The organism is Streptomyces sp. NPDC050211 (assembly GCF_040656035.1).
GTDB lineage: Bacteria > Actinomycetota > Actinomycetes > Streptomycetales > Streptomycetaceae > Streptomyces.
The window spans coordinates 84,623-108,675 of the sequence record NZ_JBFALC010000021.1; the positions used below are offsets into that span (position 1 = coordinate 84,623).

Genomic DNA, 24,053 nt, shown 5'->3' on the forward strand with positions numbered 1-24,053 from the left:
GGCCGGACGGCAGGGCGGGTTCTGTCTTCGGCCGAGATCGGGGCTTACGCCACAGGAGGGCCGTATGCCTGCGGAATTGTCCGCGACCGGTAACAGACGGATCCTTCGGCCGACTTCCGCCCTCTTCACGGACGCAACCGGCTCCACAGCGACGGCGAGGGACAGCGGACATGAGGCGAAGTGGCGGACGAGGGTGGTACGGCAAGGTGTTCGCGGCGGCGGTCGGGGTGACCGCGGTGGCTGCCATGGCCTCGGTCTGGGGCGCGCAACTCGGTTCCACCGAGGGTCGGTCGGCCGGCACAGAAGTCTCGACGCCCGCCGACTCGTCCCGGCCGAGCGCCCAGTCACCGGGCCGTAAGAAGGTGGCGCCCGTGTCGCCGGAGATCGCGCATGCCTCGGACGGAGGTGCGCGGAGCGTCAACATCACCATCGACGACGGGCCGGACCCCACCTGGACGCCGGAGGCGCTGCAGGTGCTGCGGGAGAACGGGGTGAAGGCCACGTTCTGCATGGTGGGCACGCAGGCTCGCGCCCATCCGGACCTGGTCAAGAAGGTGGTGGCGGCCGGGCACCGGCTCTGTGACCACACGGTGTCGCACGACGTCGCCATGGACAAGAAGTCCGAGGCCTATCAGTCACAGCAGATACTCGACGCCGAGCGCATGATCACCGAGGCGTCCGGGGGCGTACGGCCGATGTACTACCGGGCGCCGGGCGGTGCCTTCACCCCGTACAGCCGCGACCTCGCCGCGTCCCACGGCATGCGCCCGCTCGGCTGGAACGTCGACACCATGGACTGGGAGCGTCCCGGTACGGAGACCATCGTCGCCACCGTCAAGAACGAGATCTCCAACGGCCCGACCCTGCTCTTCCACGACGCGGGTGGAGACCGCTCCCAGACCGTGGCCGCCCTGCGCGAAGTCCTGCCGTGGTTGAAGGAACAGGGCTATTCGTTCGGGTTCCCCGTGCGCTGAACCCGATTTCCTCGTGCGCTGAACCCGATCGTGCCCCCAGCGCCGGGCCCACCCGCGCACTCCTCAGGTGGCCCGCACCGTGCTCGCGAAGTCGGGCGGCGGAGGAGGCTCGGGCAGCAGGGACTGCAGCTCGATGTTGATGGAGCGGAGGCGTTCCTGCTCGCCCGCGTCGCGCGCGCGTTCGCCGTCGCGAATGAGGCGGTCGGCCCTGGACGGGTGGCGCATCCGGTCGCGGTAGCGGGCGAGGTTGTCGAAGACGAGTGGCTGCAGGACCCCGGCACGGTCCAGGACGCGCATGGCGTGCTCGCGCAGCCGGTCGGTACGGCGGCGCAACAGGTCGGCGTCGCGGGACTCCACGGCGTCGGCGATGTCGCGTTCGTAGACCGGCAGGTCCTCGCGGTCGGAGGGGCTGCCGTGCGCGGCGACCAGGTCGCGGACCTCGGTGAGCAACGACTCGGCCGCGCGGACGAGTTCGGGCCAGGTCAGTTCGTCCTCCACGGCGTCCAGGGCGACCCGCAGATCGAGCAGGCACTTGGCGGCACGGCCCGCCTCGTCGGGGTCGTGCCGGGCCGCCTCGACCGCCCGGTCCAGCTCGCCGAGCAGGTCCTCGTCGTCCACGCGCTGGAGCAGCAGAGCGGCGACGGGGCTGCCCAAGGAGGCGCAGCGGGTGCGCAGTTCGGCGAGCCTGGCCTGTTCCGCGTCGGCGTCCAGCCGTAGTTCGGCGTGGTCGACGGCGGGTTCGCCGACCAGGTTGACGGTGGTCTCGAACGCCTCGTCCAGCAGGGGCACGAAGGCGCTGACCTTCACCAGCCGGGAGGCGTCGATCTCGACGGTGAGCCGTACCTCGCTGCCGGCCGGCACGGTCCGGCTCACCCGGTCGGCGCCGACCTCGATGCGGCCGATGGTGCGGTTGCGGTCGGCCCGGGGGCGCTCGCCCTCCAGGACGGGGATGCGGATCAGTCCGCCGCTCGCGCCCCGCTCGACGGTGACGGTGGTGCGCAGCGGTGCTGTGCGCCGTACGGGAAGACGCGCGCCCCGTTCGACGAGGGGGCGCACCTGGTTGTCGGCGAGGCCGACGCCGAGGGCGTGGGTGAGCATGGGATCGGTCTCGACGGCGCCGACGGTGTAGGTGAGCAGGTCGGGGGTGAGACGCTGCCGGGTTCCGGCGGCGTCCGTCAGGACGACGGCGAAGGTGTTGCGCCGCCCGGGTTCGGCGCGCAGCGTGCTGGTGAACTCGCCGCGTGCGGACAGGGCGATACGGCCGCTGTGCCAGGGCGGGTCCGACTCCTCGTTGAGCAGTTCCACGGACATTCCGTGGGCGGCTGTGCCGTCGGCGGCACTCACCCGGCCGACCACCACCGGGTCCAGGTCGGGGCTGACCCGCGGATACTCGCAGCGCAGCGTGAAGGCGCCCGGCTCCGCCACGGGTGCGCCGTTCCAGTCGTCGGGGAGCGGCTGGGCACCGGCGAAGATCGCGGCGCCGCGGGCCACCACGGTCATCGGGTCGTGCCCGAAATCCATCGGGATGCCGAGGCCGTGGCGCGGGTCGGCGAGGCGCTCGCGCAGGAAGGGCATGGCGGTCTGCCCGCCCACCATGATCACCTTCTCGATGTCGCCGGGTCCCGCGCCGAGTTCGTCGAGCACCGTGCGGCACAGGTTGACCGACCGGGTGACGAAGGGCTCGGCGAGCCGTTCCACGTCGGCGCGGCGCAGCTCGTGGAAGAACTCGTACCGGCCGCCGGTGTCATCGACCAGTTCTACGTCGATGTCGGCGGCGTGCGCGCGGGACAGCCGTATCTTCGCCGTCTCGGCGGCCTGCTTCAGCGTGGCGACGGCGGCCCGCCACCGCGGGTTGCCGCGGGCCAGGTCGGCCGGCTGCGGGAGCCGGCGGGCGGCGGCCGGGATCAGCAGTTCCTCCACGATCCGCCAGTCGACCAGCTTTCCGCCGAGGAAGTTGTCGCCGCGGTGGCCGACGACGGAGAACTCCCCGTCCCGCAGCCGGATCACGGCCGCGTCGAACGTCCCGCCGCCGAAGTCGTACACCAGCCACATCGCGTTCTCGTCCGTGGCCTGGAAGCCGTATGCGTGGGCGGCCGCCGCGGGCTCCTGGAGCAGCCGGGTGAACTCCAGGCCGCCCAGTCCGGCCGCCCGCCGGGTGGCCTCGCAGGCGTTCAGGTCGAACGCGGCCGGTACGGTGATCACCGCCGCGCGGATCTCCTCGCCCAGCCGCGCCGCGACGTCCCCCCGCAGCGCGGAGAGCACCTCGGCGGACATCTGCTCCGGCGTCAGGGTGCGGCCGGAGGCGGGGAAGTGCTTGTCCTGGCCGGCCATGCCCATGCGCAGCTTGAACTCGACGCCGGTGTTGTCCGGGTCGCGCTCGCACCGCTCCCGGGCCGGGCGGCCGACGAAGAGCCGGTCCCGGCGGTCGATCCAGATCGCCGACGGGGTGGTCTCGTCGCCGTCGTTGTTCTTGATCACTTCCGTCTGCACGCCACGCAGTACGGCGACCGCGCTGTTGGTGGTGCCGAGGTCGATCCCGATGTCGATGGTGGTCCTGCTCACTGACCCGCTCCCCCTTCTTCTTCGGGCTCCTCTTTCGGCTCCTCCGGCGGCGTGCCCACGATCACTTCGCCGAGCGCGAGGGGCGTGCCGCGCAGGTACACGGCGGGCCGGACGGTCTCCACGACCTCGTCGCGTTCCAGGCCGGGCATCGGCTGGTAGGCCAGCACCCGCATCCGCAGCCCGGGGTCGAAGACGGTGCCGTCGTACGACCGGGTCTGTACGCCGCTCTCCACGAGGGCGTCCACGACCGCGTCGAGGTGGCGGCGCACCCCGGCGGAGGTGCCGTCGGCCGTCTCGACCTTGTTGCGCAGCCGCCATACGGCCGTGGCGAGCTCGACGAGGGCGTCGGCCTCCAGGACGACGGGCGCGGTGAGGGGTGCGGGGGTCTCGGTGCCGGGTGGGGTGGACGGCATCTGATCACTTCTCCCTGTTCAACAGATCAATGAGGCCGAACACCAGGCCGAACCCGCCCACTGCGGCGGCGCCGCCGGCGAACCACGTCCCGGCGGTGGTCTCGCGGCCGCCCGCGAGCGCAGAGGCGAAGACCAAGGCCAGCGATGTCAGCCCGAGAACGAGCCCGGGGAGCCTGCCGAACCATGACTCGTCCCCGCCCGACCGTGCGGACGGCCTGCGGTATGTGACGGGCCGGCGGTACGCGGCGCGCGGTCGGTACCCGGTCGTGGGCGGCCGGTACCCGGTCGTGAGCGGCTGGTACGGGTCCGATGGCAGCCCGGCCCGCTCCAGCAGGATCCGTGCCGCCGACCAGCAGTGGGCGCAGCAGGGGAGCCCGATGCTCCGCGGGCCCCCGATGCCGTCCTGGGCGACGGTCAGCACCTCGGACGGATCCACGGACCGGCCGCAGCGGAAGCACTGCCCCGGGGTTCCGGCGACCGCCGGAGCCGTATCGAACGAAGACGCGACGGCCGCCGCCCGCTCGAGCGTGTCGATGTTCTTCCGGATCACCGACCGGCCCTCCTCGCTCACGGCGAGCGGCAGCACCCTGCGGTAGCCGGCGAGGGCCCTGACGCGGTCGCGGGTGGCGTTGGCGTACTCGGTGAACAGCTTGCACGCCGCCGCTGCCACCGCGTCGCGGACCTGGTCGGTCTCGGGGGCGTGCGGGCGCAGCTCCCGCAGCTCACGCAGGCGCGGTTCGACGGTGTCCAGCAGCCCGGACGCCCGCTCGGCGGCACGCGCCGGCGACCGCTCGCCGCGCTCCACGATCTCCTTGCACTCCAGGAGGATGTCGTTGCTCAGCAGCACGGCGAGGTTCTTCTCGACAAGGGTGCGTACGTCGCCGCTCGCGGCGAGCCCGCGCGCCGACCGCAGGTGTGCGGCGGCCCGGTTGATGAGGGGGTCGTGGGCGGTGGACGCGTTCGAGGTCAGGCCGTTCGCGCAGGCCACCGCACAGGCGTTGACCGCGCCCGCCACCTCGTCGGCCGCGTCGGCCACCACGGCGTGCTTCTTGCCCAGTACGGCACGCAGCACCTGGACGTCCGTCTTCGTCTCGGCCAGCAGCGAGTCGGCGGCCCGCTCCAGCGCCGCCGGGTCCGCGCCGGGGCCGGGCACGGCCTCCGTCCGGTTCCGGATGGCGGCGGCGAGCGGCGCGGAGACCCGGCGGAGGGCGGCGTCCACCACACCGTCGTGCTCCTTCAGGCCCCGCATCAGCGACACGTGCTGCTGGGCGACGTCCTCGCCCCCGCGCTGCCGGGCCGCGTCCACCGCGAGCTGCGCGTGAAGGTCGAACAGCACCGCGGGCAGGGCCTCCCGGAAGGCCGTGCCGTCCACCGTGCGCAGCCGGGGGTCGTCGAGTACGTGGATCCGCTCGTCCAGCCACTGCCAGCAGCCGTCGTCCGCCAGCACCAGCCGCCAGTACAGGTAGGCCCGCTCCCACAGCATCCGGAGCGTGCCTGCTCCCAGGAACGCCTTCGCCTCGAGGGCCTCGGTGTGGTGGAGGACGGCGAGGTTGTGAACGGCGATGCTGCGGGGGCTCGGGGTGCTCGTGCGGGCGAGCGGGTCGGCTGAGGCGTCGCCTGAAGCCAGCCGGGTCCACACCTTCCGGGCCCGCGTCAATTCCGTCCCGTCGGTCTTCGCCAGCGGCCAGAACCAGAAGAACTCGTCCACCACCCGTCGTACCGGATCCTCCAGCCGCCGCAGTGCCTCCCGTACGGCGATGTGGTCGGGCACGGGATCCGGCGCCAGCCACCGCGCCTCCCCCGCCGCAGGCCCCCCGGCCCGTTCAGCCCCCAGCGCCTCGGCCGCACGCACCTCGGAGACCCGACGCCGCACCTCCCGCGGCGTCGCCGTGACCGCCAGCCCGCTGACCCGGAACGCATTGCGCCGGTACAGCTCCTTGTCCATGGCGTCCCTGAGCCATGTCGGCACCTCCACCCGAGCCATGGGACCCCTCCGACCGCTGCCCGCCGCCAACGACGACGGCCAGCATGCCGCCGCCCCGTCGGGACCGGTCCCCGATCCACCCCGGCGTCTCCCGTGGGTGTGATCCTCGCCGAGGGTGACTGCGGCGGGCCGGCTGAGGATCGCGTCGCGACCGGTCGGCCGCGACGCGACCGGAACTCCCGTGGAAGGCCGGGTAGTACGAGCCCCGGCGAGCTGTCAGCCGCTGAAGACGCGTTCGGCCTCGTCGCGGTGGGTGGTGTGGAGCTCCCAGTAGACCGGGGAGATCTCCTCGGGCTTGGCCGTCGGGAACCCGGGAATGACCGACGTGCCGATCGAGACGTCGATGGCGACGTGGGCGGCCTGGATACCGGTGTCGGCCAGTTCCTTGTGGAGGTTGATCACCCAGTTGCGCAGCGCGGCAGCGGCGGCGTTGACGTTGCCGACCTGCGGCACGTGGTCGACGGATCCGGCGCCGGTGGTGAAGAGCAGGGTGCCGGCGCCTGCCTCACGCATCGCGGGCAGGACCGCCTGCGTGGCGGCGATCGCGCCGTAGAGCTGGAACTCCATCTCGTGCTGCACGTGCGACGGTTCGGTCGTGCTCGGAGTGGTCAGGACGGTCGAGTCGAACCCGCCGACCGGGGAGTATTCCAGGACGTCGATGCCGCCGAACCGCACGGCGGCGTCCTTGAGCGCCCGGGTGAGCGAGTCGCGGTCGAGTACGTCCGCGGGGAACGCGGCGGCGGAGACGCCTTCCGCGATGAGCGTGCCGACGAGGGTGTCGAGCTTGTCGGGGTTGCGTGAGATCAGGGCGACGTCGAAGCCGCGGGAACCGAAGGTGCGCGCGATGGCCAGGCCCAGCTGGGGGCCGGCTCCGATGATGGCGATGCTGGTCACAGCGATCCTTTCGTGCAGTTAGTGCAGTTGCGCCCAGCCCCTGCGCAGTGACGCCGAGCGCAACCGTGGGCGGATCGTCGCCGCCGCGCGCACCGTGTTCGAGCGGGACGGTCTGGGTGGGTCGATGGCTTCCGTGGCTCGGGAAGCCGGGGTGGGGATCGCCACCCTGTTCCGGCACTTCCGCACCAAGGAAGATCTGATCGCCGCCGTCTTCGCCGACCGCATGGACGCGTACGTCGCCGCCGTCAATGACGCTCTCGACGTCCCCGACCCATGGGACGGCTTCAGCGGGTTCATCGAGGCCATCTGCGCCATGCAGGCCGCCGACCGGGGTTTCGCCGACGTGCTGACCGCGACCTTCCCCGCCTCCGAGGCCCTGCAGTCGCGCCACGATGCGGCGTACCAGGGGTTCCTGGAGCTGATCGGCCGGGCCAAGGACAGCGGGCGCCTGCGGGAGGACTTCGCGAGCCAGGACCTCGTTCTCCTGCTCGTCGCCAACGCCGGCGTCGTCAACTTCGCCGGGGACACCCTCCCGGACGCGTGGCGCCGCCTCGTCGCCCTGATGATCCAGGCATTCGAGGCCCCCGCTTCGGGTCCGCTGCCGGACCCGCCGGAGGATGACGCCCTCTACGAGGCCATGCGCCGCGCCGGACAGGCGAACACCCCCTCGCGTGAGCGGCAGAGCAACGACTGACCGCGGCCCCGGCATGCGGCGCACGCCGAATTGCGATCGTTATCTGCGTGCCGGCCTCTTCCTGGACGGCCGGGGCGAGCCGAAGGGCGGCTGACGCATACTGGAGGCAATGACAAAGCCCGATGCACCGAAGCGGCACTTGCCTACCAGTCCCTTCAAGAAGCCGGTCGCGCCAGCTCCCAAGCACTTCGCTGTGGGCGACCAGGTCACACATGACATGTACGGCCTCGGTCGGGTCATCGGTATCGAGGACGGGATCGCGGCGCTCGTGGACTTCGGTTCGACGCAAGTGCGGATCCTGAGCCCGTACTCGAAGATGACCAAGCTGTAGGGCCGCTGTGGCCCGTCACCGAAAGGGAGACCTCCCATCGATCTGACCTCGCTGTTCTCCGCCCCGGAAGGGGCGGCACCGCGCTCTGCCGTCGCGGCATCGCCGCCTCCGGCGACGGACCCCTTCCAGGCACCTGACTTTGGGGAGAACGAGGCTCTCCTGTTCGACTCGGGGCACGCCGACTTCGACCAGTGACAGTGACGCCGACCGTTCGGCGACCACCATCCAGCCGCCTGCCCGCCTTCCCGGACCGGGCTACTTAGGTTAGCTTTGCCTTACCTTTTGGAACGGCTGGAAAGAAGTCCTCTCATGGCCCCCTCCCCCTCCCGTCGCCGCCTCCTCACAGCAGCCGGTGCGCTCGCCTTCGGGCCCCTGCTCGCCGCCTGCGGCAGTGGGGACACGAAGGCGAGCGACCTCGGGGCGAGCAAGGGCGAGCCCTGGTCGTTCAAGGACGACCGTGGCCGTACGGTCCGTACCGATGCGACGCCGAAGAACATCGTCGCGTTCGTCAGCGCCGCCGCAGCGCTCCACGACTACGGCATCACGTGCACAGGCGTCTTCGGTCCCACCGAGCCCGTGAACGGGAAGCCGAATCCGCAGGCCGGTGACATGGACGTGAGCGAACTGACCAGTCTGGGCACCGCCTGGGGGCAGTTCAGCGTCGAGAAGTACGCCGCGCTCAAGCCGGATCTGCTGATCAGCAACATGTTCCCGGCGCCGGATCTCTGGTTCGTTCCCGAGGAGAGCCGGGCGAAGATCGAGGCGCTCGCACCGACCGTCGGGATCAGCGTCGCCCGTACGTCGCTGCTGAACCCGCTGAAGCGGACCGCCGAGCTGGCGGAATCGCTCGGCGCCGACCTGAGCGCGAAGAAGGTCACCGACGCCAAGGCCCGCTTCGAACGGGCCGCCGAGACGCTGCGCGCTGCCGCGCGGGCCAACGGCGGGATCAAGGTCATGGCGATCACCGGTGACAGCGAGAACTTCTACGTCGCCGTGCCGGACTCGTACAGCGACCTGAACTACTTCAAGGATCTCGGCGTCGACTTCGTCGAGGGCAAGAAGTCCGACGAGTGGGGCTTCTGGGAGTTCCTCAGCTGGGAGAACGTCGACAAGTACGACGCCGATCTCATCATGGTCGACAACCGCTCCAGCGCCATGACCCCCGACCAGCTCGCCGCGAAGGGCACCTGGCGCCAGCTCCCCGCGGTCAAGGCCGGCCAGACCACCCCCTGGTCGATGGAGGAGCGCTTCAGCTACGCCGGTTTCGCCCCCGTCGTCGAACGCCTCGCCGCCGCCGTCGAGAAGGCGAAGAAGGTCACCTGACGTCGAAGAAGGTCATCTGACCGCGCTCAGCCACCCAGCGTCCGCGACGGCGGATGCCCGTACCGCTGCCGGTACTGCGCCGCGAACCGGCCCAGATTCCCGAACCCCCAGCGGTAGGCGATCTCGGAGACTGTCGCCGAGCCGTCCCGGGCGGCCGCCATCAGATCCTGATGGGCGCGCTCGAGGCGGACCTGGCGGAGGTAGCCGAGGGGAGTGGTCTCCAGGTGCCGACGGAAGGCCTCCTGCAGGGCGCGCGGGCTGACCCGGGCCCTCGTCGCCAGGTCGGCGAGCGTGTGCGGGCGGTCGGGCTCCTCCTCGACCAGCGTCATCGCGCGCCGTACGGCGGCGTGCGAGACGGTGCCGGTGCGGCGGGCGTCGACGCCCGGGGTGATCAGGCGCTGGGTGGCGACCAGCAGCCCGGCCGCGGTCTGCGTCAGCTGCGCGGCGACGAGCGGGTTGGTGCGGGCGATGCCGTCGCCGAGCACCTCGCGGCGCACCGTCTCGGAGATACCGGCCCAGGTGCGGCCGGCCTCCGGTGAGACGGGACCGCCGAGTGCGAACCGGGCCCGTACCGGGGCGTCCAGGCCCAGCGCGTCGGCCGCGGCCTGCTCCACGGTCTCCTTCGCGAGCCGCACGGTGACCATCTGCGCACCGGGCGACCAGTGCACCTGGAAGCTGCGGTACGGATCCAGCACATAGGTCTCGCCCGGGCCGACGCACGTCTCCTCGCGCCCGGGCGAACTCACCCTGACCCGGCCGCGGACGACCTCGCACATCAGCAGGTAGGTGCCGAGCGGCTGAGGCCGGATCAGGGTCTCCGCGTAGAGGTCCGGGGAGCCGTACGACAGTCCGGAGACCGTGATCCCGGGGAAGCCGCTCTCCGCGTACCACGCCGAGAACTCCCGTGGATCGCCCAGGCACTGAAGCTCGTACGGGCTGTACGCCTGGCTGATGATCTCCCGGATCTCCTCGAGGTCGCCGCTGCGCACGAGGGTGGTCAGCCTGCTCAGTTCGCCGGATACGGCGCTGAGCGGTGCCATCAGGACAATCTCCCTCTCTCCGCGTTTTCCGGCCGGGGGCCGCGTTTGGCGAGTAGCCGCCCGAACGCTCCGTTAGTAGCGTCGTCCCTGTCCGTAGTCAAGGCGCCACCGATTCCGCACAGCGGTTTCGGGACAGCCGCGCCGCGCGGACACCGCCCTGAACCACGGGGGACGTTCAGGGCGGTTCTTCGTGGAGGACCCCGTCGCGCGAGTACACCGCGCACGGGGTCCCTCTCACATCCGGGACCGCCCGCGATCGCCCGTGACGGATCTACAGCCAGCCCTTTCGCTTGAAGCCGCGGTGGGTGACGAAGCAGGCCGTCGCGATGACCGCCATGACGAGCGGGTAGCCGAAGGTCCAGTGGAGTTCGGGCATGTGCTGGAAGTTCATGCCGTAGACGCCGCACACCATCGTCGGTACGGCGATGATCGCGGCCCAGGCGGTGATCTTGCGCATGTCCTCGTTCTGGGCGACGGTCACCTGCGCGAGATGGGCCTGGAGGATGGAGTCGAGGAGGCCGTCGAAGGCGTGTATCTGCTCGGTGACGCGGGTGAGATGGTCGGAGACGTCCCGGAAGTAGGCCCGTATCCCGGGGGCGACCGAGCAGGTCGGGTCGGTCGCGAGCCGGTTCATGGGGCGGTCCAGCGGGACCACCGCCCGCTTGAATTCGAGCAGTTCGCGCTTGAGCTGGTAGATCCGGCCGGCGTCGCCGCCGCGGCCGTCCTGCGGGGAGAAGACAGCGCTCTCGACGTGGTCGATGTCGTTCTGCAGGGCGTCGGTGACGGTCAGGTAGTCGTCGACGACATGATCGGCGATGGCGTGCAGGACGGCCGCCGGGCCCTGGGCGAGCTGCCGCGGGTCGGATTCCAGGTCCTCGCGCAGCAGGCCGAGGGAGCCATGGCGGCCGTGGCGCACGGTGACGACGAAGTCGGGGCCCGCGAACACCATGATCTCGCCGGTGTCGACGACCTCGCTGGTGGCGGTGAGTTCGGCGTGCTCGACATACGTCACCGTCTTGAAGACGGCGAACAGGACGTCGCCGTACTGCTCGACCTTGGGCCGCTGATGGGCGACGACGGCGTCCTCGACGGCGAGCGGGTGCAGGCCGAACAGTTCGGCGATCCGCGCGAACTCCAGCTCGGTGGGTTCGTGCAGACCGAGCCAGACGAAGCCGCGATGGCCGTGCTTGCGGACCCGGGCGACGGATTCCTCGACCGTGTCGGCGGCCTTCTCCCGGATGCCGTCGCGGTAGACGACGCAGTTGACCACTGCGGAGCCGAGCGGGGAGCGCGCCGGGTGGCTCAGGTCCACGCGTCGCCCGCGCCGCGCGAGACGGGCGACTTTGCGCAGGCTGTCGGCCATCGACATACGGCACTCTCCGGGTCCTCAGTGGATCCGGACAGTGTGCCAGGTGGTGGTAAGAGCACCGTGAGGCCGACCCCGGCCCGCGACCCCTACGACTCGATCCGCACCGGCCGCGTCTCACTCACCTGATCGATCTCGGACACCCGGACCGTCACCTTCATCTCCCACTCCCCGGCCACCGGCAGCGTGAACGAACCGTTCCCCCAGTAGCCCCCCTTGTCCGTCAGCTCGGCATCGATCGGGCCGATGTCCTGGGCGGGGAGGGTGAAGGAGATGCGGAGTTCGGGGACGGTGGCCAGGCCGCCGTCGGCGCCGTAGACGACGGCCTCCACGGTGTTGTCGCCGGTGCGGCCCGGGTCGAGGGTGATCTGCACCTTGCCCCGGCCCGCGGTGCCGGCGTCGAAGGGGACGACGGTGACGGACGCGCCGGGCAGCGCGCCGACCGGTGCCGTCTGCGCCGCCTCGGCCTCCGCCCGGCCCGGCAGCGTCCCGGTGAGCACGGTCGTGATCAGCAGCACCACGGCGGCGACGCCGACTTCGGCCAGCACCGACCGGCGCAGCAGACGGTGGTCCGGAGCGGCCGGTGGCGTGGAGTCCGGCGGCTCCGGAAGGGACGGCGGGCCGCCGACCGGCTCCGGCACCCGTTCCCGTACGACCGTCTCCGCCTCGACCGCGAGTGCCTTCGTCGTCCATTGCCGCGAGAACCCGGCCGCCGCCAGCAGCAACGCCACCGCGATCAGCTTGACGATCAGGAGCCGCCCGTACGACGTGTCGGTGAAGGCGCTCCAGGAGCCCAGCCCGCGCCAGGACTGGTAGACGCCGGTGACGGCCAGGACGGTCACGGAGGCGAAGGCGAGCCGGGAGAAGCGGGCGACCGTTGCGGCCGAGGACAAGCCCCGGCGCAGGGTGATGAGCAGGGCGGCAAGACCGCCCAGCCAGACCGCCGTCGCCAGCAGATGCAGCGCGGACGAGGTGATCGCCACCGGCACCTGGATCCCGGCCGACGCGTGCTCGGCCGCCGCCCAGGTCAGCGCGAGGCCGACGGCGAGGGCGGCGCCGGGCACGTGCGAGAGGCGCCGCCGCGGCAGCGCGGACAGGCCCCTCCGCAGCAGGACCGCCGCGACCGCCAGCAGCCCGAGCCGCGCGAGCAGCAGCGCACCGGGTCGGCCGGACAGCGTCCCGCTCAGCGCGGAGGCGTCGAAGGTGGTCGCCGGTCCCGTGCCCGTCTCGTACGGGGCGCGGAGCACCAGCAGGGCGAGGGTGGCGGCGAGCAGGGTCCACCAGGCGGCCCACAGGGGCTTGTTCAAGCGCTCGGGGTCCGGCGGGCGGCAGGCCACGACGAACACGGCCGCGCCGATGAGCAGGGCGCCGGCGAGATAGGCGAGGTAGCGGGCGATGTCCCAGAGGCTGCCGGTCACCGGGTCCTCGACCGGGCCGGTGTCCACCTGCGCGGCCGTCGCGGAGGGCTTGCCCACGGAGAAGGTGAAGGCGCCCGACACCGGATGGCTGTCCGCCGACACCACGCGCCACGCCACCGTGAAGGTCCCGGTGTCCGCCTTCGCGGGCAGGCTCACCCGCACCGCGTCCGACCGCCCCGGCACATGCTCCGCCTCACCGAGGCGCAGCCGGTGGCCGCTGGGGTCCAGGATGCGGACGGAGTCGTCGAGCAGACCGACCGACTCCGTGAAGGTCAGGGTGAGGTCACCGGGGGCTGACTTGAGGACGCTTCCGTCCGCCGGGTCGGTGGAGCGGAGTGCGGCATGCGCCGACGCCGTTCCCGCGCCACCGAGGACGAGCAGGACCAGCACGGCGCATAGCAGCACCAGCCCTTGAACTCCTCGCCTGCGGACCACTTCGCTTCTCCGTCGCTTAACTCTTCTGACGTCTCGGCCACTCCGATACGTACGTAAGAAGCCGCCGCGCTGCTCACCACGTGGGCCGCGCGGACACCCCTCCGTCCACGACCAGGTCGTGCCCGGTGATCCAGGACGCGAGGGGCGAGGCGAGGAACACGCACGCGTCGCCGACGTCCTCGGGCCGCCCGAGCCGCCCGGCGGGAGCTGCCCGTTCCCAGCGCTCCACCCCCTCCGGCCAGTCCTCCGCCAGCCCCTCCCGCTCGATCAGCCCGGGCGAGACCGTGTTGACGCGGACCCCGAACGGCCCGTACTCCAGGGCCGCCGCCCGCGCGTGCATGACCACACCGGCCTTGGACGCGGAGTAGTGCGCGTGCAGCGGAGCCGGCTGGCGGGCCTCGATGGAGGCGATGTGCGTCACGCTGCCGCCCCCGCTCTCCCGCATGAGCTCCGCGGCGGCCTGCGTACAGGCGAAGACACTCGACAGATTGGTGTCCACGACCGCCCGCCACTCCTGAGCCGTCATCCCGGGCAGCGGCTGCGTCGGCTGTACGCCCGCGTTGTTGACCAGCGCGGTCAGCGGCCCGGCGGCCCACGCGGCGGCCTCACGCACGACCCGACGGCACGCGTCCGCGTCGGACAGATCGCCCTCCAGGACGACGGCCCGGCGGCCCAGCTCCTCGATCCGGTACGCCACCGCGCGCGCCGCCTCCACGGCCGTACGGCAGTGCAGCGCGACCGCCGCGCCCTCCTCGGCGAACCGCAGCGCGATGCCGCGTCCGATGCCGCCGGACGCGCCCGTGACAAGGGCGGTCTGTCCTTCGAGCAGAGTCATGGACGGCACAGTTCCACGATGCGGGCGGCCTCGGACGGGTAGCGCGCCGTGAGGTCGGCCACGTCCCCGTGCTCGTAGTCCTGGTAGGTGAAGCCGGGCGCCATGGTGCAGCCGAAGAGGGCCCAGTCGCCGCCCGCGGCCACCCGCGCACCCATCCAGGTGCGGGCCGGGACGGTGAACTGCGGGTGCTGCCCCCCGAGCACGTCCGGACCCAGCACGACCGTCCGCGAGGTGCCGTCCGGGGCGAGGAGCAGCAACTGGAGCGGACCGCCGAGATAGAAGTGCCAGATCTCGGCGGTGGGCAGCCGGTGCAGGGCCGAGAAGTCATCCGGCGCGGCCGTCAGCAGGGCGACTATGGCCGTGCCGTCGGGCCGCCCGTCCGCCCGCTCGGGCCCGGCCCAGGTCTGCCGGAACAGCCCGCCCTCGCGCGGTATGGGCTGCAGTCCGTAGTGGGCGATCAGGTCTTCCGGGGTCACCCGGGGAAGGCTACCTCCCGGGTGAGGAAGGCCAGTTGGGCGTGCTTCTCGGGCAGATACACATCAGGGAGGTCGACCTCCGGCAGGACGACGGCGGGTCCGGCCGCGAAGCCCAGCTTCAGGAAGCGGGCGACCGCCTTCTCGTTGCGCACGTCGGGATCGACCACGATCCGCCGCCGGTCCAGGCCGAGCAGCACATAGGAGAGAAGCACGCCGACCAGCGCCGAGGTCCAGCCGGACCGCGTGCCTTGTGCTCCGGCGGGCGCGAGCAGCAGATGCACACCGATGTCGCCGGGCCGGACCTCGTAGCAGTGGCCGACCCGGTCGGCGTCCGGCTCGTACGTCTGGAGCACCGCGACCGGTTCCGCGTCCCGCACCACCAGGTAGGCGTGGTGGGTGTCGAGCGTGTCCATGTGGGCGTAGATCTCGGCCACTTGGTCCCGGGTGAGCCCGTTCATGCCCCAGAAGGAGGCCCGCTCCTCACTCGCCCAGCCGTGCACCACCTCGGCGTCGGCGTGGGCGTCGAGGGGCAGCACACGGATGGTCCCGAGGCCGTCGACCGACTGTTCGTAGACGGCCTGACGGGCGGGGGCATGGGTCTCAGACATCGGTTTCCTTGATCAGTGCGTCGAAGTCGGTGACGACCGGGACCAGATCTCCCCTGGTCCACAGCGGGAGCTGGTCCCGGTGGTGGGCCGAGCCCGGCACCCCACAGGCGCCGAACGGCACCGCCCAGCGACTGTCCTCCCGGCAGCCCAGATCCCACACATAACGGGCCGCCGGACCGCGCGCGGCCAGATCGGTGGTGCCGGGCACGGAGGAGGTGCACAGCACACAGTCGTGATCGCCGGACAGGCCCGGTTCGTCGTACGAGGGGCTGGGCAGCGCCCGCCAGGGGGCCAGGCGGTGGGACTCACCCCACGTGCCCGGCGGCCGGCCGGCGACTTCCTCGACGGCCGCGCGGACGGTCGCGGGGCGGTCGATGCCGTACAACTCCTGCGCACGCAGCAGATGTTCGAGGGCGAAGCCGATGCGCGGGCCGAGGGCGAGCCAGGGGAGGAAGGCCTCCGGGTAGGCGGGCGGGACGGCGAGGGCGGCGAACGCGGGGTGCTCGGCGAGACGCCGTACGACGGCTCCGCGCACCGCCGCATAGGCGGCCGCCTCCGCGCTGTCCGCGTCCATGCGCCGGTCCCAGGCGAGGAGACGTTTCCGCAGGGCAGCGGCCTCGGGGGTGAGGTCGTCAAGGGCGGCGAGGTGGTCCAACAGGGCCGCGGCGGAGCCGAGATGGGTGTCCATGTGGATCGCGGGCATGTCCCCCGCCGTCCACTTCTCCTTCTCCTTCAGAAGGGCGGCGATGCGGTCGGCGCGGTGCGGCGCGGCGAACTCGACGCCGAGGGGCGTGGAGGGGCCGCGCTGGTTCGCCATCACCGCGGTGCCGTCGGTGAGTTCGCCGTACGGCATCTCGTGCCAGCCCTGCCAGTCGTGGCCGGGCTCCCAGGCGGGCACGAGGCGGGTGCGGTTGGCGGTGCCGCGCACCGGCACCTTGCCCGCCACGCGGTGCAGCAGGCCGCCCTCGGTGTCGGCGGCCATGACGACGTTCACGGGCTCGGCCCAGCGGTCGAAGGCACGGTCCACATCGGCGACCCGGCGGGCGCGCAGGAGGGGGAGGAGGGCGCCGAAGCCGAGGTCGCGGGTGACGCGGGGCGGGTAGCGGAGGCTGACGGCTTCGGGCGTCCCGTCGTCGAGCCCTTCGGGGCCGCCGATGATCACCGGTCCGCGCTCGGTCTCGATCACCTCGACCGGGACCGGCTCCTCGCCGGCGACCTCGATGACCTCCGTGTGCCGGGGAGCCCGCACCCAGGTGCCGTCCGGGCCGAGCGCCTCGACGCCCGCGCCCGTCCGCCGCAGCCGCTCCCGGTACAGGTCCTGGTAGTCGGCCATCGCGTTGGTGATGGCCCAGGCGACGGTGCCGGTGTGGCCGAAGTGGGCGATGCCGGGGACGCCGGGGACGGCGATGCCGACCACGTCGAACTCGGGACAGGAGAGGTGGATCTGCTGGTAGATACCGGGGTCTTCGATGAACCGGTGCGGGTCCCCGGCGATGACGGCGGCCCCGGTCACGGTCCGCTCACCGCCCACCAGCCAGCCGTTGCTGCCGGAGGTACCGGGCCCGTCGGCGGCGAACAGACCGACCGCGTCCTCGCCGAGCCGCCGGACGACCTGCTCACGCCAGAGCTTGGCCGGAAACCCGGCGAACAGGATGTGGACGGCGAGCCAGACACCGAGCGGGGTCCAGGGCTCCCAGCGACCTGGAGCAAGACCCACGCGAGCGAACTCGGGGGTACGACGAGCCCCTTCCGACAGCCCCTCGTTGACGCCGTCCACGTACGCCCGTACCCAGTCCGCCGTCTCGGAGTCCAGGGCGTCGAAGCACCGTCTCGCGGTGTCGTCGATGCGGGCCCGTCTTGCGAGGAGGTCCCAGGGGAGGGCGCCGGCGCCGAGGAAGGAGGCGGAGGTGCCCTGAGCGCGGTGCCGTTCGACCTCCAGCTGCCAGGCCCGGTCGAGTGCGGTGACGCGGCCCTGCGCACGGGCGAGGTCGGCCACGCCGCCGGCTCGCAGATGCGGGATTCCCCAGGCGTCGCGGTAGATCTCGGCGGTCACGCTGTAGCCCTTCTATGCTTTAGGTTAGCCTTACCTAAGTAAGTTCTGGCGGAATCGTACGCGAGGGGTGGAGAAGCGATGGGGCAGGGGCACGGCTGGGAGGGTGCGGTCCTCAAACTGCTGCGCGCGAAGGACTTCGTGTTCACGGTGACCGGCGCCGAGGACGTCACCAAGGACTACCGGCGGCTCCACCTCAGCGACGGCGGCATGCTCACGACGACCGGCGTCCACCCCACGATGTGGGTGCGCCTGTGGTTCGACAACGGAGGCAAGGCGCACCAGCGGGCGTACACCCTCGTCGACCCGGACCCCGCGGCCGGCACCTTCAGCCTGGAGTTCGCCCTGCACGAGGGCGTCGCCAGCGACTGGGCCCGGTCGGCGCAACCCGGCGACACCATCGAGGCGACCGTCCACGGCACCGGGTTCGAGGAGCCGAGCCCCACCCCGACCCACGTCTTCGCGATTGGCGACCCGGCCTCGCTGCCCGCCCTCAACTCCCTGCTCGGCGCGCTGGGTTCCGCCCCGGCCACCATCTGGTTCGAGGGCGGCGCCGACGGCCTGCCCTGCCGCACCGACCCGTCCCGCCACGAGCTGCGCCAGGTGCTGCGGCTCGACTCCGGCACGCATCTCGTCGAGCGGGTGAAAGCGGACCTGCCGGACCTGCTCAAGGGCACTGCGGACCCGTATGTCTGGATCGCCTGCGACACGGCGACGACGCGCAGGCTGAGCGCATACGTCCGCAAGGAACTCGGCGTCCCCAAGGACCGGATGCACGCACTGGGGTACTGGCGCGCGTCCTGAGCCCGCAGGCGGCATCATCGACCCATGGACGTCACCCTGCATCTCGCCCAGGACCCCGAGGCCGACGCACTCCTCGGGCGCAGTCCGCTCGCCGCACTCACCGGGATGCTGCTGGACCAGCAGATCCCGATGGAGTGGGCGTTCAAGGGCCCGGCGACGATCGCCCAGCGCATGGGCGCCGACGACCTCGACGCCCACGACATCGCCACCCGCGACCCCGAGGCCTTCGCCGCGCTGCTCTCCGAGAAGCCGGCGGTGCACCGCTACCCGGGGTCGATGGCGGGGCGCATCCAGCAGCTGTGCCGGTACCTCGTCGAGCACTACGACGGTGACGCCGAGGCCCTCTGGAAGGGCGTCGACAGCGGCACCGAACTACTCAAGCGGCTCCAGGACCTGCCCGGGTTCGGCAAACAGAAGGCCCAGATCTTCCTCGCCCTGCTGGGCAAGCAGCTCGGCGTACAGCCGAAGGGATGGCGCGAGGCCGCCGGAGCCTACGGCGAGGCGAAGTCCTTCCGCTCCGTGGCCGACATCACCGGCCCGGAGTCACTGGCCAAGGTCCGCGCCCACAAGCAGGAGATGAAGGCGGCGGCGAAGGCGGCGAAGACCGCGGGGAAGTCCTCCGGAAATTAAGCCGATTGGCCCCTATCAGGTGGCAATCGGGTCCAATCCGGTCAAAGCATGAAGCATGACCGAGGCACCGAGCGGTCCCCCCTGGGGCCCGGACTACGACGACCGCCGGGTGCATGCCGCCGTGCGCGAGCCCCGCCCGGGTGGCGCCGAACCGCCGCTCGAAGGCCCCCTGCACGTCCTCTCCCGCACCGCCTGGCAGGCCGTCCTCCTCACCGGCATCGCCTCCCTGGTCCTCGGCATCCTGGTCCTGGTCTGGCCGGGCGCGTCCCTGTGGGCGGCCGGCGTCCTGTTCGGCCTCTACCTCCTGGTCAGCGGCGTACTCCAGCTCGCCGCCGCCTTCGGCACTCACAGGACGACCTCACTGCGCGTCCTGGCCTTCATCAGCGGCGCCCTGTCGATCCTGCTCGGCCTGTTCTGCTTCCGCGGCGCCATGCAGTCGATCCTGCTGCTGGCCCTGTGGATCGGCATCGGCTGGCTGATCCGCGGCATCACCCAGACGCTGGCCGCCGCCCACGACCCGTCGATGCCCGCGCGCGGCTGGCAGATCTTCCTCGGCGTCCTCACCTTCATCGCCGGCATCGTGCTGATCGACTCCCCCTTCGAGTCGGTCGCCGTGCTCACCCTGGTCGGCGGTTGGTGGCTGGTCGCGGTCGGCGTCGTCGAGATCATCACGGCGCTGCGGATCCGCGGCCGCGCGAGTCGGGTGCCACGCGAGCTGTGAACGCCGTGCGCGTCTGGTCGCGGGTCCTCGTCCTGCTCCTCGCCCTCCTCGTGCCGGGCGAGCACACGGCACACGCGGCGGCGGTCACGGCCGAGACCCCCGCCGCGGTCGCCGAGTACGACGACACCGTCCTACGCTCCACAGCCCGCGCCGGCAACCGTCCCACCGCACCCCTGCGCCCCGCACCCCGCCCGCACCCCCGGCCCGCCCCGCCCCCGGCCGCCCCACCACTCCCGGCACCACCCCACCCCGAGCCCGTCCTCCACACCCTCCGCACGGTGATCCTGCGCTGCTGACAGGGGCCCTGCCCCACCCCCCAACCCATCAGCCAACGCAAGGACGACACAGCCATGCCCAACGACCCGTACGCAGTCCTACGCGCCCTCCTCCGCGCGGAAGCCATCCGCAACGCCCCCAAGCCCAAGCCGCAGCAGCAACAACAGCCGCCGAAGAAGCCGGAACGCGGCTAGTCAGCGGAACCGGTGAGGGGCGGGTGCGCAAGCGCCCCTTCAGGGGCGCGGGGAACTGCGCGACAAGCCCCCACCGGCCCGCAGACAAAAACCCACCTACCGAGCGGAGCGCCGCCGCGCCGTCCCAAAAACCGACCGCGTGATCTCCCGCCCGATCTGCGTACCGACAGACCGCGCCAACGACTTGAACATCCCACTCCCCACGACCTGTTCGACAACAGACCGCTCCTCTTCCCGACCACGACCACGCCCCCGCACCTCATCAGGCCCCTTCGCCCCCCGAGCCCCCTGCAACCTCTCGTACGCCGACTCCCGATCCACAGCCTGTGCATAACGCCCGTGCAACACCGATCCCCTGACCGCCCGCTCAAGCACCGCCCCCTCCACCGGCCCCATCAACGACTCCGGCGCCCGCAACCGAGTCGCGGCAACGGGCGTCGGCGCCCCCTTCTCACTCAGCACGGTGACGACCGCCTCCCCGGTACCGAGCCCGGTGAGCAACTCCTCCATGTCGTATGCGCTGTTGGGGAACGTCTTCACCGTGGCCCTCAACGCCTTCTGGTCATCCGGCGTGAACGCCCGCACCGCATGCTGGACACGGTTCCCGAGCTGAGCGAGAACGTCGGCCGGTACGTCCTTCGGGGTCTGCGTCACGAAGAACACCCCGACCCCTTTCGAGCGAATGAGCCGCACGGTCTGGGTGATGGAGTCCAGGAACGCCTTGGACGCGCCGTTGAAGAGCAGATGCGCCTCGTCGAAGAAGAAGACGAGCTTCGGCTTGTCGGCGTCACCGACCTCCGGCAGATCATGGAAGAGATCGGCGAGCAGCCACATCAGGAACGTCGAGAAGAGCTGCGGCTTGTCCTGTACGGCGGGCAGTTCGAGGACCGACACCATGCCGCGCCCGTCCTCAGCCGTCCGCAGGAACTCCGCCGTGTCGAACTCCGGCTCCCCGAAGAAGTCCCCCATGCCCTGCGCCTCGAAGGCGGTGAGGGACCGCAGGATCACGCCCGCGGTCGCCGACGACAGCCCGCCGATGCCCTTGAGCTCGGCCTTGCCCTCGTCGGAGGTCAGAAAGGCGACCACCGCCCGGAGGTCCTTCAGGTCGATCAGCTCCAGGCCCTTCTGGTCGGCGTAGTGGAAGATCAGGCCGAGGGACTGCTCCTGGGTCTGGTTGAGCTGGAGCACCTTGGACAGCAGCACCGGGCCGAAGCTGGTGACCGTCGCCCTGACCGGGATGCCGTGCCCGATGCCGCCGAGCGCGTAGAACTCGGCGGGGAAACCGGTCGCCGTCCACTGCTGGTGCACCTCGCCGGCCCGCGCCCGGACCCGCTCGCTGTCCTGCCCCGGCGCCGAGATCCCGGACACATCGCCCTTGATGTCGGCGAGAAACACCGGCACGCCCTGCGCGCTGAGCTGCTCGGCGATCAGCTGGAGGGTCTTCGTCTTCCCGGTGCCGGTGGCGCCCGCGACCAGGCCGTGCCGGTTGAGCATCGGGAGGGGGATGCGGATCTGGGCGTCGGCCAGACAGGCTCCGTCCCACATCAGGGCGCCCAGATCGAGCGCCGGACCGGTGAAGGCGTACCCGGAAGCGATCTCCAGGGCCTGCCGGGGGAGTGCGGGAGCGCTTCCCGGCGTCTCGGGTGTGGTGGCCGCGGGCACGGTCTCGCTGTCGCTCATATCAGGCCCCTGCTTCCATTTCTGGCCCCTTGCTTCCGGCATAGTCAGGCCGATGCTTCCGTTTCGCCCAGGTTTACGACGTCTTTTGCAGCGTCGCACTCCCCTTCCATGGCTGCGCCCGGAAGGTCTTGACCGGTAGGCTTTCCGTGTGATCTTCAAGCGCATCGGAAACGGCCGGCCGTACCCCGACCACGGCCGGGAAAGCACCCGGCAGTGGGCGGACGTCGCGCCGCGCCCGGTCCGCCTCGATCAGCTCGTGACGACGAAGGGCCAACTCGACCTGGAGACACTCCTGGCCGAGGACTCGACCTTCTACGGCGATCTGTTCGCACACGTCGTCAAGTGGCAGGGCGACCTCTACCTCGAGGACGGTCTGCACCGAGCGGTCCGGGCGGCCCTCCAGCAGCGCCAAGTGCTGCACGCGCGCGTCCTCGAACTGGACTAACGGCGAACTGGTTCCCCTAACGGGTTGAACTGCGCGCTGGCAATGATCATCTAGTAGGAATCGTCGCCCGCTCGCACTACGCTGCGCACATGAGCATGCTGACTCCCCCCGGCATGGGCGGCCAGTACCGGATCAAGGGTGACAAATACCCCCGGATGCGCCGGCCCCGGCGGCGCGGCAGGCTCGTGGCCGGGGTCGTCGCCTCGGTCGCCGCCCTCGGGTTGGTCGGCTGGGGCACGCTGCAGCTCATCGACCTCTTCTCGGGCGGCGGCGACTCCGCCTCGGCGGCCGGCACCAAGTCGGACTGCTCGTCCAAGGCGAGCCCCTCACCGAGCGCCACCGCCGCCGTTCCCGCGCCCGGCAAGATCACCGTCAACGTGCTCAACGCCACCACCCGTAGCGGGCTCGCCAAGCAGACGGCGGACGAGCTGAAGAAACGTGGCTTCCGGATCGGCGACGTGGGCAACGCGACCGCGGAGTTCGACAAGAAGGTCAAGGGCACCGGGCTGCTGCTCGGCCCCGCCTCCGCCCTGAACACCTCACTGCCGGTGCTCGCCACCCAGCTCAGCACCGCCGAGCGCCGCACGGACGCCGCCCGCAAGGGCACGGCCGTCGATCTGATCCTCGGCAACGGCTTCAAGGCGCTGACCACGAAGAAGGACGCCGACAAGGCACTGGCCGCACTGACCGGGCCTCAGCCGACGCCCTCTTCGTCGAAGCAGAGCTGCTGAAGAAGACCTGCTGATACAGGCGTACTAGACCTGCTGATACAGGCGTACTACTCGGCGGCCCCGTACATCCGGTCCCCCGCGTCCCCTAGGCCCGGGACGATGTAGCCGTGCTCGTTGAGGCGCTCGTCGACCGACGCCGTCACGACCGTCACCGGCGTACCGGCCAGCTCGCGCTCCATGAGCTCGACGCCTTCCGGCGCGGCGAGCAGCACCACGGCGGTCACATCGTCGGCGCCGCGCTTGATCAGCTCCTGGATCGCCGCGACCAGGGTGCCGCCGGTGGCCAGCATCGGGTCGAGGACGTACACCTGGCGCCCGGAGAGGTCCTCCGGCATTCGGGTGGCGTACGTCGACGCCTGGAGCGTCTCTTCGTCACGCACCATGCCCATGAAGCCCACCTCGGCGGTCGGCAGCAGCCGGACCATGCCGTCCAGCATGCCGAGACCGGCCCGCAGGATCGGCACCACCAGCGGGCGGGGGTGGGACAGCTTGACGCCGGTGGTCGAGGCGACCGGCGTGGTGATGTCGACCTGCTCGGTGCGCACATCGCGCGTGGCCTCGTAGGCGAGCAGGGTGACCAGTTCGTCGGCGAGCCGCCGGAAGGTCGCGGAGTCGGTGCGTTGGTCGCGCAGCGCGGTGAGCTTGTGGGCGACCAGAGGGTGGTCGACGACGTGGAGACGCATGGCCTAACAGTAACCGGGCCGCCGTAACCGTTGTGCTGGCATCAAACCGCCCATCAGAGGGAAAGTGGGAGGGACGTACGGGGGTGTTGCCGATGTCCGATCATGAGTCCGGAACGGACCCGTCGCCGCGGGAGACCGACGCCGAGCGCAGGCAGCGCCGGGCCGTCTTCCTGCGCGAACTCGCCGAGGCCCGCGAGCTGCGCGACCGCGTCCAGCCCCGCCGCGCCAAGACGGCACGCCTGCGGCACGCGATGCGCATGCGCACCTTCCGCTGGTAGCGCGACCCGCCTCGTGGCCGCCCTCGTACGAATGCGATGCCATGGCCGCGTACGATCCCGCTCGTGGACGATCAAAACGTGCGGACACAGGGAGCCGAAGACGTCCCCTGAACGCCTTGTTTCTGCCACGATTCCGAGTGGGCGGGGCTCGGAGTTCCGCACTCCCCGCCCGCCAACCTCCGCCGGGGGGACCCCCAACCGGCACGCC

24 protein-coding genes are annotated in these 24,053 nt (G+C 71.4%); 11 read left to right on the forward strand and 13 right to left on the reverse strand.

The annotated features are described in order from the left end of the window. The first annotated feature begins 170 nt into the window (after positions 1 to 170). Positions 171 to 974 (forward strand): polysaccharide deacetylase family protein, encoded by an 804-nt coding sequence (locus AB0I98_RS22025; RefSeq protein WP_362944220.1) that lies wholly within the window; start codon positions 171 to 173, stop codon positions 972 to 974. Between the two features lie 63 nt (positions 975 to 1,037). On the opposite strand, the gene AB0I98_RS22030 is transcribed toward AB0I98_RS22025, so the two are convergent. The 4 genes from AB0I98_RS22030 to AB0I98_RS22045 form a co-directional block, all read right to left on the reverse strand. Then, positions 1,038 to 3,536 (reverse strand): Hsp70 family protein, encoded by a 2,499-nt coding sequence (locus tag AB0I98_RS22030; RefSeq protein ID WP_362944222.1) that lies wholly within the window; start codon positions 3,534 to 3,536, stop codon positions 1,038 to 1,040. Further along, entirely contained in the window at positions 3,533 to 3,949 is a 417-nt protein-coding gene (locus tag AB0I98_RS22035; RefSeq protein ID WP_362944224.1) for a hypothetical protein, read from the reverse strand. The genes AB0I98_RS22030 and AB0I98_RS22035 overlap by 4 nt, the downstream gene beginning before the upstream one ends. 4 nt (positions 3,950 to 3,953) lie before the next feature. Continuing rightward, positions 3,954 to 5,933 carry a hypothetical protein gene (locus tag AB0I98_RS22040; protein WP_362944225.1) on the reverse strand — a complete coding sequence of 660 codons (1,980 nt, stop codon included), beginning with the start codon at positions 5,931 to 5,933 and terminating at the stop codon, positions 3,954 to 3,956. Between the two features lie 216 nt (positions 5,934 to 6,149). Beyond that, the gene (locus AB0I98_RS22045; protein ID WP_362944227.1) at positions 6,150 to 6,827 is read right to left on the reverse strand and encodes an SDR family NAD(P)-dependent oxidoreductase; all 678 of its coding nucleotides are present in this window, start codon (positions 6,825 to 6,827) and stop codon (positions 6,150 to 6,152) included. A 124-nt stretch (positions 6,828 to 6,951) separates the two neighbouring features. On the opposite strand from AB0I98_RS22045, the gene AB0I98_RS22050 reads away from it, so the two are divergent. The 3 genes from AB0I98_RS22050 to AB0I98_RS22060 all read left to right on the forward strand — a co-directional run bounded on the left by AB0I98_RS22050 (position 6,952) and on the right by AB0I98_RS22060 (position 9,175). Continuing rightward, positions 6,952 to 7,521, forward strand: a complete 570-nt coding sequence (locus AB0I98_RS22050; protein ID WP_362944229.1) for a TetR/AcrR family transcriptional regulator — start codon at positions 6,952 to 6,954, stop codon at positions 7,519 to 7,521. A gap of 109 nt (positions 7,522 to 7,630) precedes the next feature. Continuing rightward, on the forward strand, positions 7,631 to 7,852 hold the full coding sequence (locus tag AB0I98_RS22055; RefSeq protein ID WP_362944231.1) for a hypothetical protein: 222 nt from the start codon (positions 7,631 to 7,633) through the stop codon (positions 7,850 to 7,852). A gap of 309 nt (positions 7,853 to 8,161) precedes the next feature. Then, positions 8,162 to 9,175, forward strand: a complete 1,014-nt coding sequence (locus AB0I98_RS22060; protein ID WP_362944233.1) for an ABC transporter substrate-binding protein — start codon at positions 8,162 to 8,164, stop codon at positions 9,173 to 9,175. A 26-nt stretch (positions 9,176 to 9,201) separates the two neighbouring features. Here AB0I98_RS22060 and AB0I98_RS22065 read toward each other — a convergent pair whose 3' ends face one another. From AB0I98_RS22065 to AB0I98_RS22095, 7 genes are all read right to left on the reverse strand, one after another. Continuing rightward, positions 9,202 to 10,215 carry an AraC family transcriptional regulator gene (locus AB0I98_RS22065; protein ID WP_362944235.1) on the reverse strand — a complete coding sequence of 338 codons (1,014 nt, stop codon included), beginning with the start codon at positions 10,213 to 10,215 and terminating at the stop codon, positions 9,202 to 9,204. Between the two features lie 271 nt (positions 10,216 to 10,486). Beyond that, entirely contained in the window at positions 10,487 to 11,578 is a 1,092-nt protein-coding gene (locus AB0I98_RS22070) for a magnesium and cobalt transport protein CorA (protein ID WP_362944236.1), read from the reverse strand. Between the two features lie 92 nt (positions 11,579 to 11,670). Next, positions 11,671 to 13,404 carry a copper resistance protein CopC gene (locus AB0I98_RS22075; RefSeq protein WP_362944238.1) on the reverse strand — a complete coding sequence of 578 codons (1,734 nt, stop codon included), beginning with the start codon at positions 13,402 to 13,404 and terminating at the stop codon, positions 11,671 to 11,673. Positions 13,405 to 13,507: 103 nt separating this feature from the next. Next, the gene (locus AB0I98_RS22080) at positions 13,508 to 14,269 is read right to left on the reverse strand and encodes an SDR family NAD(P)-dependent oxidoreductase (protein WP_362944240.1); all 762 of its coding nucleotides are present in this window, start codon (positions 14,267 to 14,269) and stop codon (positions 13,508 to 13,510) included. After that, on the reverse strand, positions 14,266 to 14,745 hold the full coding sequence (locus AB0I98_RS22085) for a cupin domain-containing protein (protein WP_362944242.1): 480 nt from the start codon (positions 14,743 to 14,745) through the stop codon (positions 14,266 to 14,268). The genes AB0I98_RS22080 and AB0I98_RS22085 overlap by 4 nt, the downstream gene beginning before the upstream one ends. After that, positions 14,742 to 15,353, reverse strand: a complete 612-nt coding sequence (locus AB0I98_RS22090) for a GNAT family N-acetyltransferase (RefSeq protein ID WP_362944244.1) — start codon at positions 15,351 to 15,353, stop codon at positions 14,742 to 14,744. The genes AB0I98_RS22085 and AB0I98_RS22090 overlap by 4 nt, the downstream gene beginning before the upstream one ends. Then, positions 15,346 to 17,406, reverse strand: coding sequence for a penicillin acylase family protein (locus AB0I98_RS22095; protein WP_362944246.1), 2,061 nt, complete (start codon positions 17,404 to 17,406; stop codon positions 15,346 to 15,348). Before AB0I98_RS22095 ends, AB0I98_RS22090 begins: the two co-directional genes overlap by 8 nt. 78 nt (positions 17,407 to 17,484) lie before the next feature. Between AB0I98_RS22095 and AB0I98_RS22100 the strand changes: the two genes are divergently transcribed. From AB0I98_RS22100 to AB0I98_RS22115, 4 genes are read left to right on the forward strand one after another with little or no spacing between them, the layout of a single operon-like run. Next, positions 17,485 to 18,207 (forward strand): siderophore-interacting protein, encoded by a 723-nt coding sequence (locus tag AB0I98_RS22100; RefSeq protein ID WP_362944248.1) that lies wholly within the window; start codon positions 17,485 to 17,487, stop codon positions 18,205 to 18,207. A 24-nt stretch (positions 18,208 to 18,231) separates the two neighbouring features. Further along, a complete protein-coding gene (locus tag AB0I98_RS22105) occupies positions 18,232 to 18,837 on the forward strand; it encodes an HhH-GPD-type base excision DNA repair protein (RefSeq protein WP_362944250.1) in 606 nt (201 codons plus the stop codon). A 55-nt stretch (positions 18,838 to 18,892) separates the two neighbouring features. Next, positions 18,893 to 19,558, forward strand: coding sequence for an HdeD family acid-resistance protein (locus AB0I98_RS22110; RefSeq protein ID WP_362944252.1), 666 nt, complete (start codon positions 18,893 to 18,895; stop codon positions 19,556 to 19,558). Beyond that, complete coding sequence (locus AB0I98_RS22115) at positions 19,555 to 19,854, forward strand: hypothetical protein (RefSeq protein WP_362944254.1); 300 nt, start codon at positions 19,555 to 19,557, stop codon at positions 19,852 to 19,854. Before AB0I98_RS22110 ends, AB0I98_RS22115 begins: the two co-directional genes overlap by 4 nt. 270 nt (positions 19,855 to 20,124) lie before the next feature. Here the strand turns inward: AB0I98_RS22115 and AB0I98_RS22120 are convergent, their stop codons facing one another. Further along, positions 20,125 to 21,708 carry a helicase HerA-like domain-containing protein gene (locus AB0I98_RS22120; protein WP_362944256.1) on the reverse strand — a complete coding sequence of 528 codons (1,584 nt, stop codon included), beginning with the start codon at positions 21,706 to 21,708 and terminating at the stop codon, positions 20,125 to 20,127. Positions 21,709 to 21,856: 148 nt separating this feature from the next. On the opposite strand from AB0I98_RS22120, the gene AB0I98_RS22125 reads away from it, so the two are divergent. Next, positions 21,857 to 22,153, forward strand: coding sequence for a type II toxin-antitoxin system VapB family antitoxin (locus AB0I98_RS22125; RefSeq protein WP_003999914.1), 297 nt, complete (start codon positions 21,857 to 21,859; stop codon positions 22,151 to 22,153). Positions 22,154 to 22,242: 89 nt separating this feature from the next. Continuing rightward, positions 22,243 to 22,884 carry a LytR C-terminal domain-containing protein gene (locus AB0I98_RS22130; protein WP_362944257.1) on the forward strand — a complete coding sequence of 214 codons (642 nt, stop codon included), beginning with the start codon at positions 22,243 to 22,245 and terminating at the stop codon, positions 22,882 to 22,884. 47 nt (positions 22,885 to 22,931) lie between these two features. Here AB0I98_RS22130 and upp read toward each other — a convergent pair whose 3' ends face one another. Beyond that, entirely contained in the window at positions 22,932 to 23,567 is a 636-nt protein-coding gene (gene upp, locus AB0I98_RS22135) for a uracil phosphoribosyltransferase (RefSeq protein WP_210582303.1), read from the reverse strand. 92 nt (positions 23,568 to 23,659) lie between these two features. Here upp and AB0I98_RS22140 point away from each other — a divergent pair, with 92 nt between their 5' ends. After that, positions 23,660 to 23,845: a hypothetical protein gene (locus tag AB0I98_RS22140; protein WP_362944259.1), complete on the forward strand. Its 186-nt coding sequence runs from the start codon at positions 23,660 to 23,662 to the stop codon at positions 23,843 to 23,845. The last annotated feature ends 208 nt before the right edge of the window (positions 23,846 to 24,053 follow it).

Excerpts from the sequence above, each read along its gene's own strand:
- AB0I98_RS22025 (WP_362944220.1), top strand. The coding sequence starts at position 171 with ATGAGGCGAAGTGGCGGACGAGGGTGGTACGGCAAGGTGTTCGCGGCG.
- AB0I98_RS22035 (WP_362944224.1), bottom strand. The coding sequence starts at position 3,949 with ATGCCGTCCACCCCACCCGGCACCGAGACCCCCGCACCCCTCACCGCG.
- AB0I98_RS22040 (WP_362944225.1), bottom strand. The coding sequence starts at position 5,933 with ATGGCTCGGGTGGAGGTGCCGACATGGCTCAGGGACGCCATGGACAAG.
- AB0I98_RS22050 (WP_362944229.1), top strand. The coding sequence starts at position 6,952 with ATGGCTTCCGTGGCTCGGGAAGCCGGGGTGGGGATCGCCACCCTGTTC.
- AB0I98_RS22055 (WP_362944231.1), top strand. The coding sequence starts at position 7,631 with ATGACAAAGCCCGATGCACCGAAGCGGCACTTGCCTACCAGTCCCTTC.
- AB0I98_RS22060 (WP_362944233.1), top strand. The coding sequence starts at position 8,162 with ATGGCCCCCTCCCCCTCCCGTCGCCGCCTCCTCACAGCAGCCGGTGCG.
- AB0I98_RS22065 (WP_362944235.1), bottom strand. The coding sequence starts at position 10,215 with ATGGCACCGCTCAGCGCCGTATCCGGCGAACTGAGCAGGCTGACCACC.
- AB0I98_RS22070 (WP_362944236.1), bottom strand. The coding sequence starts at position 11,578 with ATGGCCGACAGCCTGCGCAAAGTCGCCCGTCTCGCGCGGCGCGGGCGA.
- AB0I98_RS22080 (WP_362944240.1), bottom strand. The coding sequence starts at position 14,269 with ATGACTCTGCTCGAAGGACAGACCGCCCTTGTCACGGGCGCGTCCGGC.
- AB0I98_RS22090 (WP_362944244.1), bottom strand. The coding sequence starts at position 15,353 with ATGTCTGAGACCCATGCCCCCGCCCGTCAGGCCGTCTACGAACAGTCG.
- AB0I98_RS22100 (WP_362944248.1), top strand. The coding sequence starts at position 17,485 with ATGGGGCAGGGGCACGGCTGGGAGGGTGCGGTCCTCAAACTGCTGCGC.
- AB0I98_RS22105 (WP_362944250.1), top strand. The coding sequence starts at position 18,232 with ATGGACGTCACCCTGCATCTCGCCCAGGACCCCGAGGCCGACGCACTC.
- AB0I98_RS22110 (WP_362944252.1), top strand. The coding sequence starts at position 18,893 with ATGACCGAGGCACCGAGCGGTCCCCCCTGGGGCCCGGACTACGACGAC.
- AB0I98_RS22120 (WP_362944256.1), bottom strand. The coding sequence starts at position 21,708 with ATGAGCGACAGCGAGACCGTGCCCGCGGCCACCACACCCGAGACGCCG.
- AB0I98_RS22130 (WP_362944257.1), top strand. The coding sequence starts at position 22,243 with ATGAGCATGCTGACTCCCCCCGGCATGGGCGGCCAGTACCGGATCAAG.
- upp (WP_210582303.1), bottom strand. The coding sequence starts at position 23,567 with ATGCGTCTCCACGTCGTCGACCACCCTCTGGTCGCCCACAAGCTCACC.
- AB0I98_RS22140 (WP_362944259.1), top strand. The coding sequence starts at position 23,660 with ATGTCCGATCATGAGTCCGGAACGGACCCGTCGCCGCGGGAGACCGAC.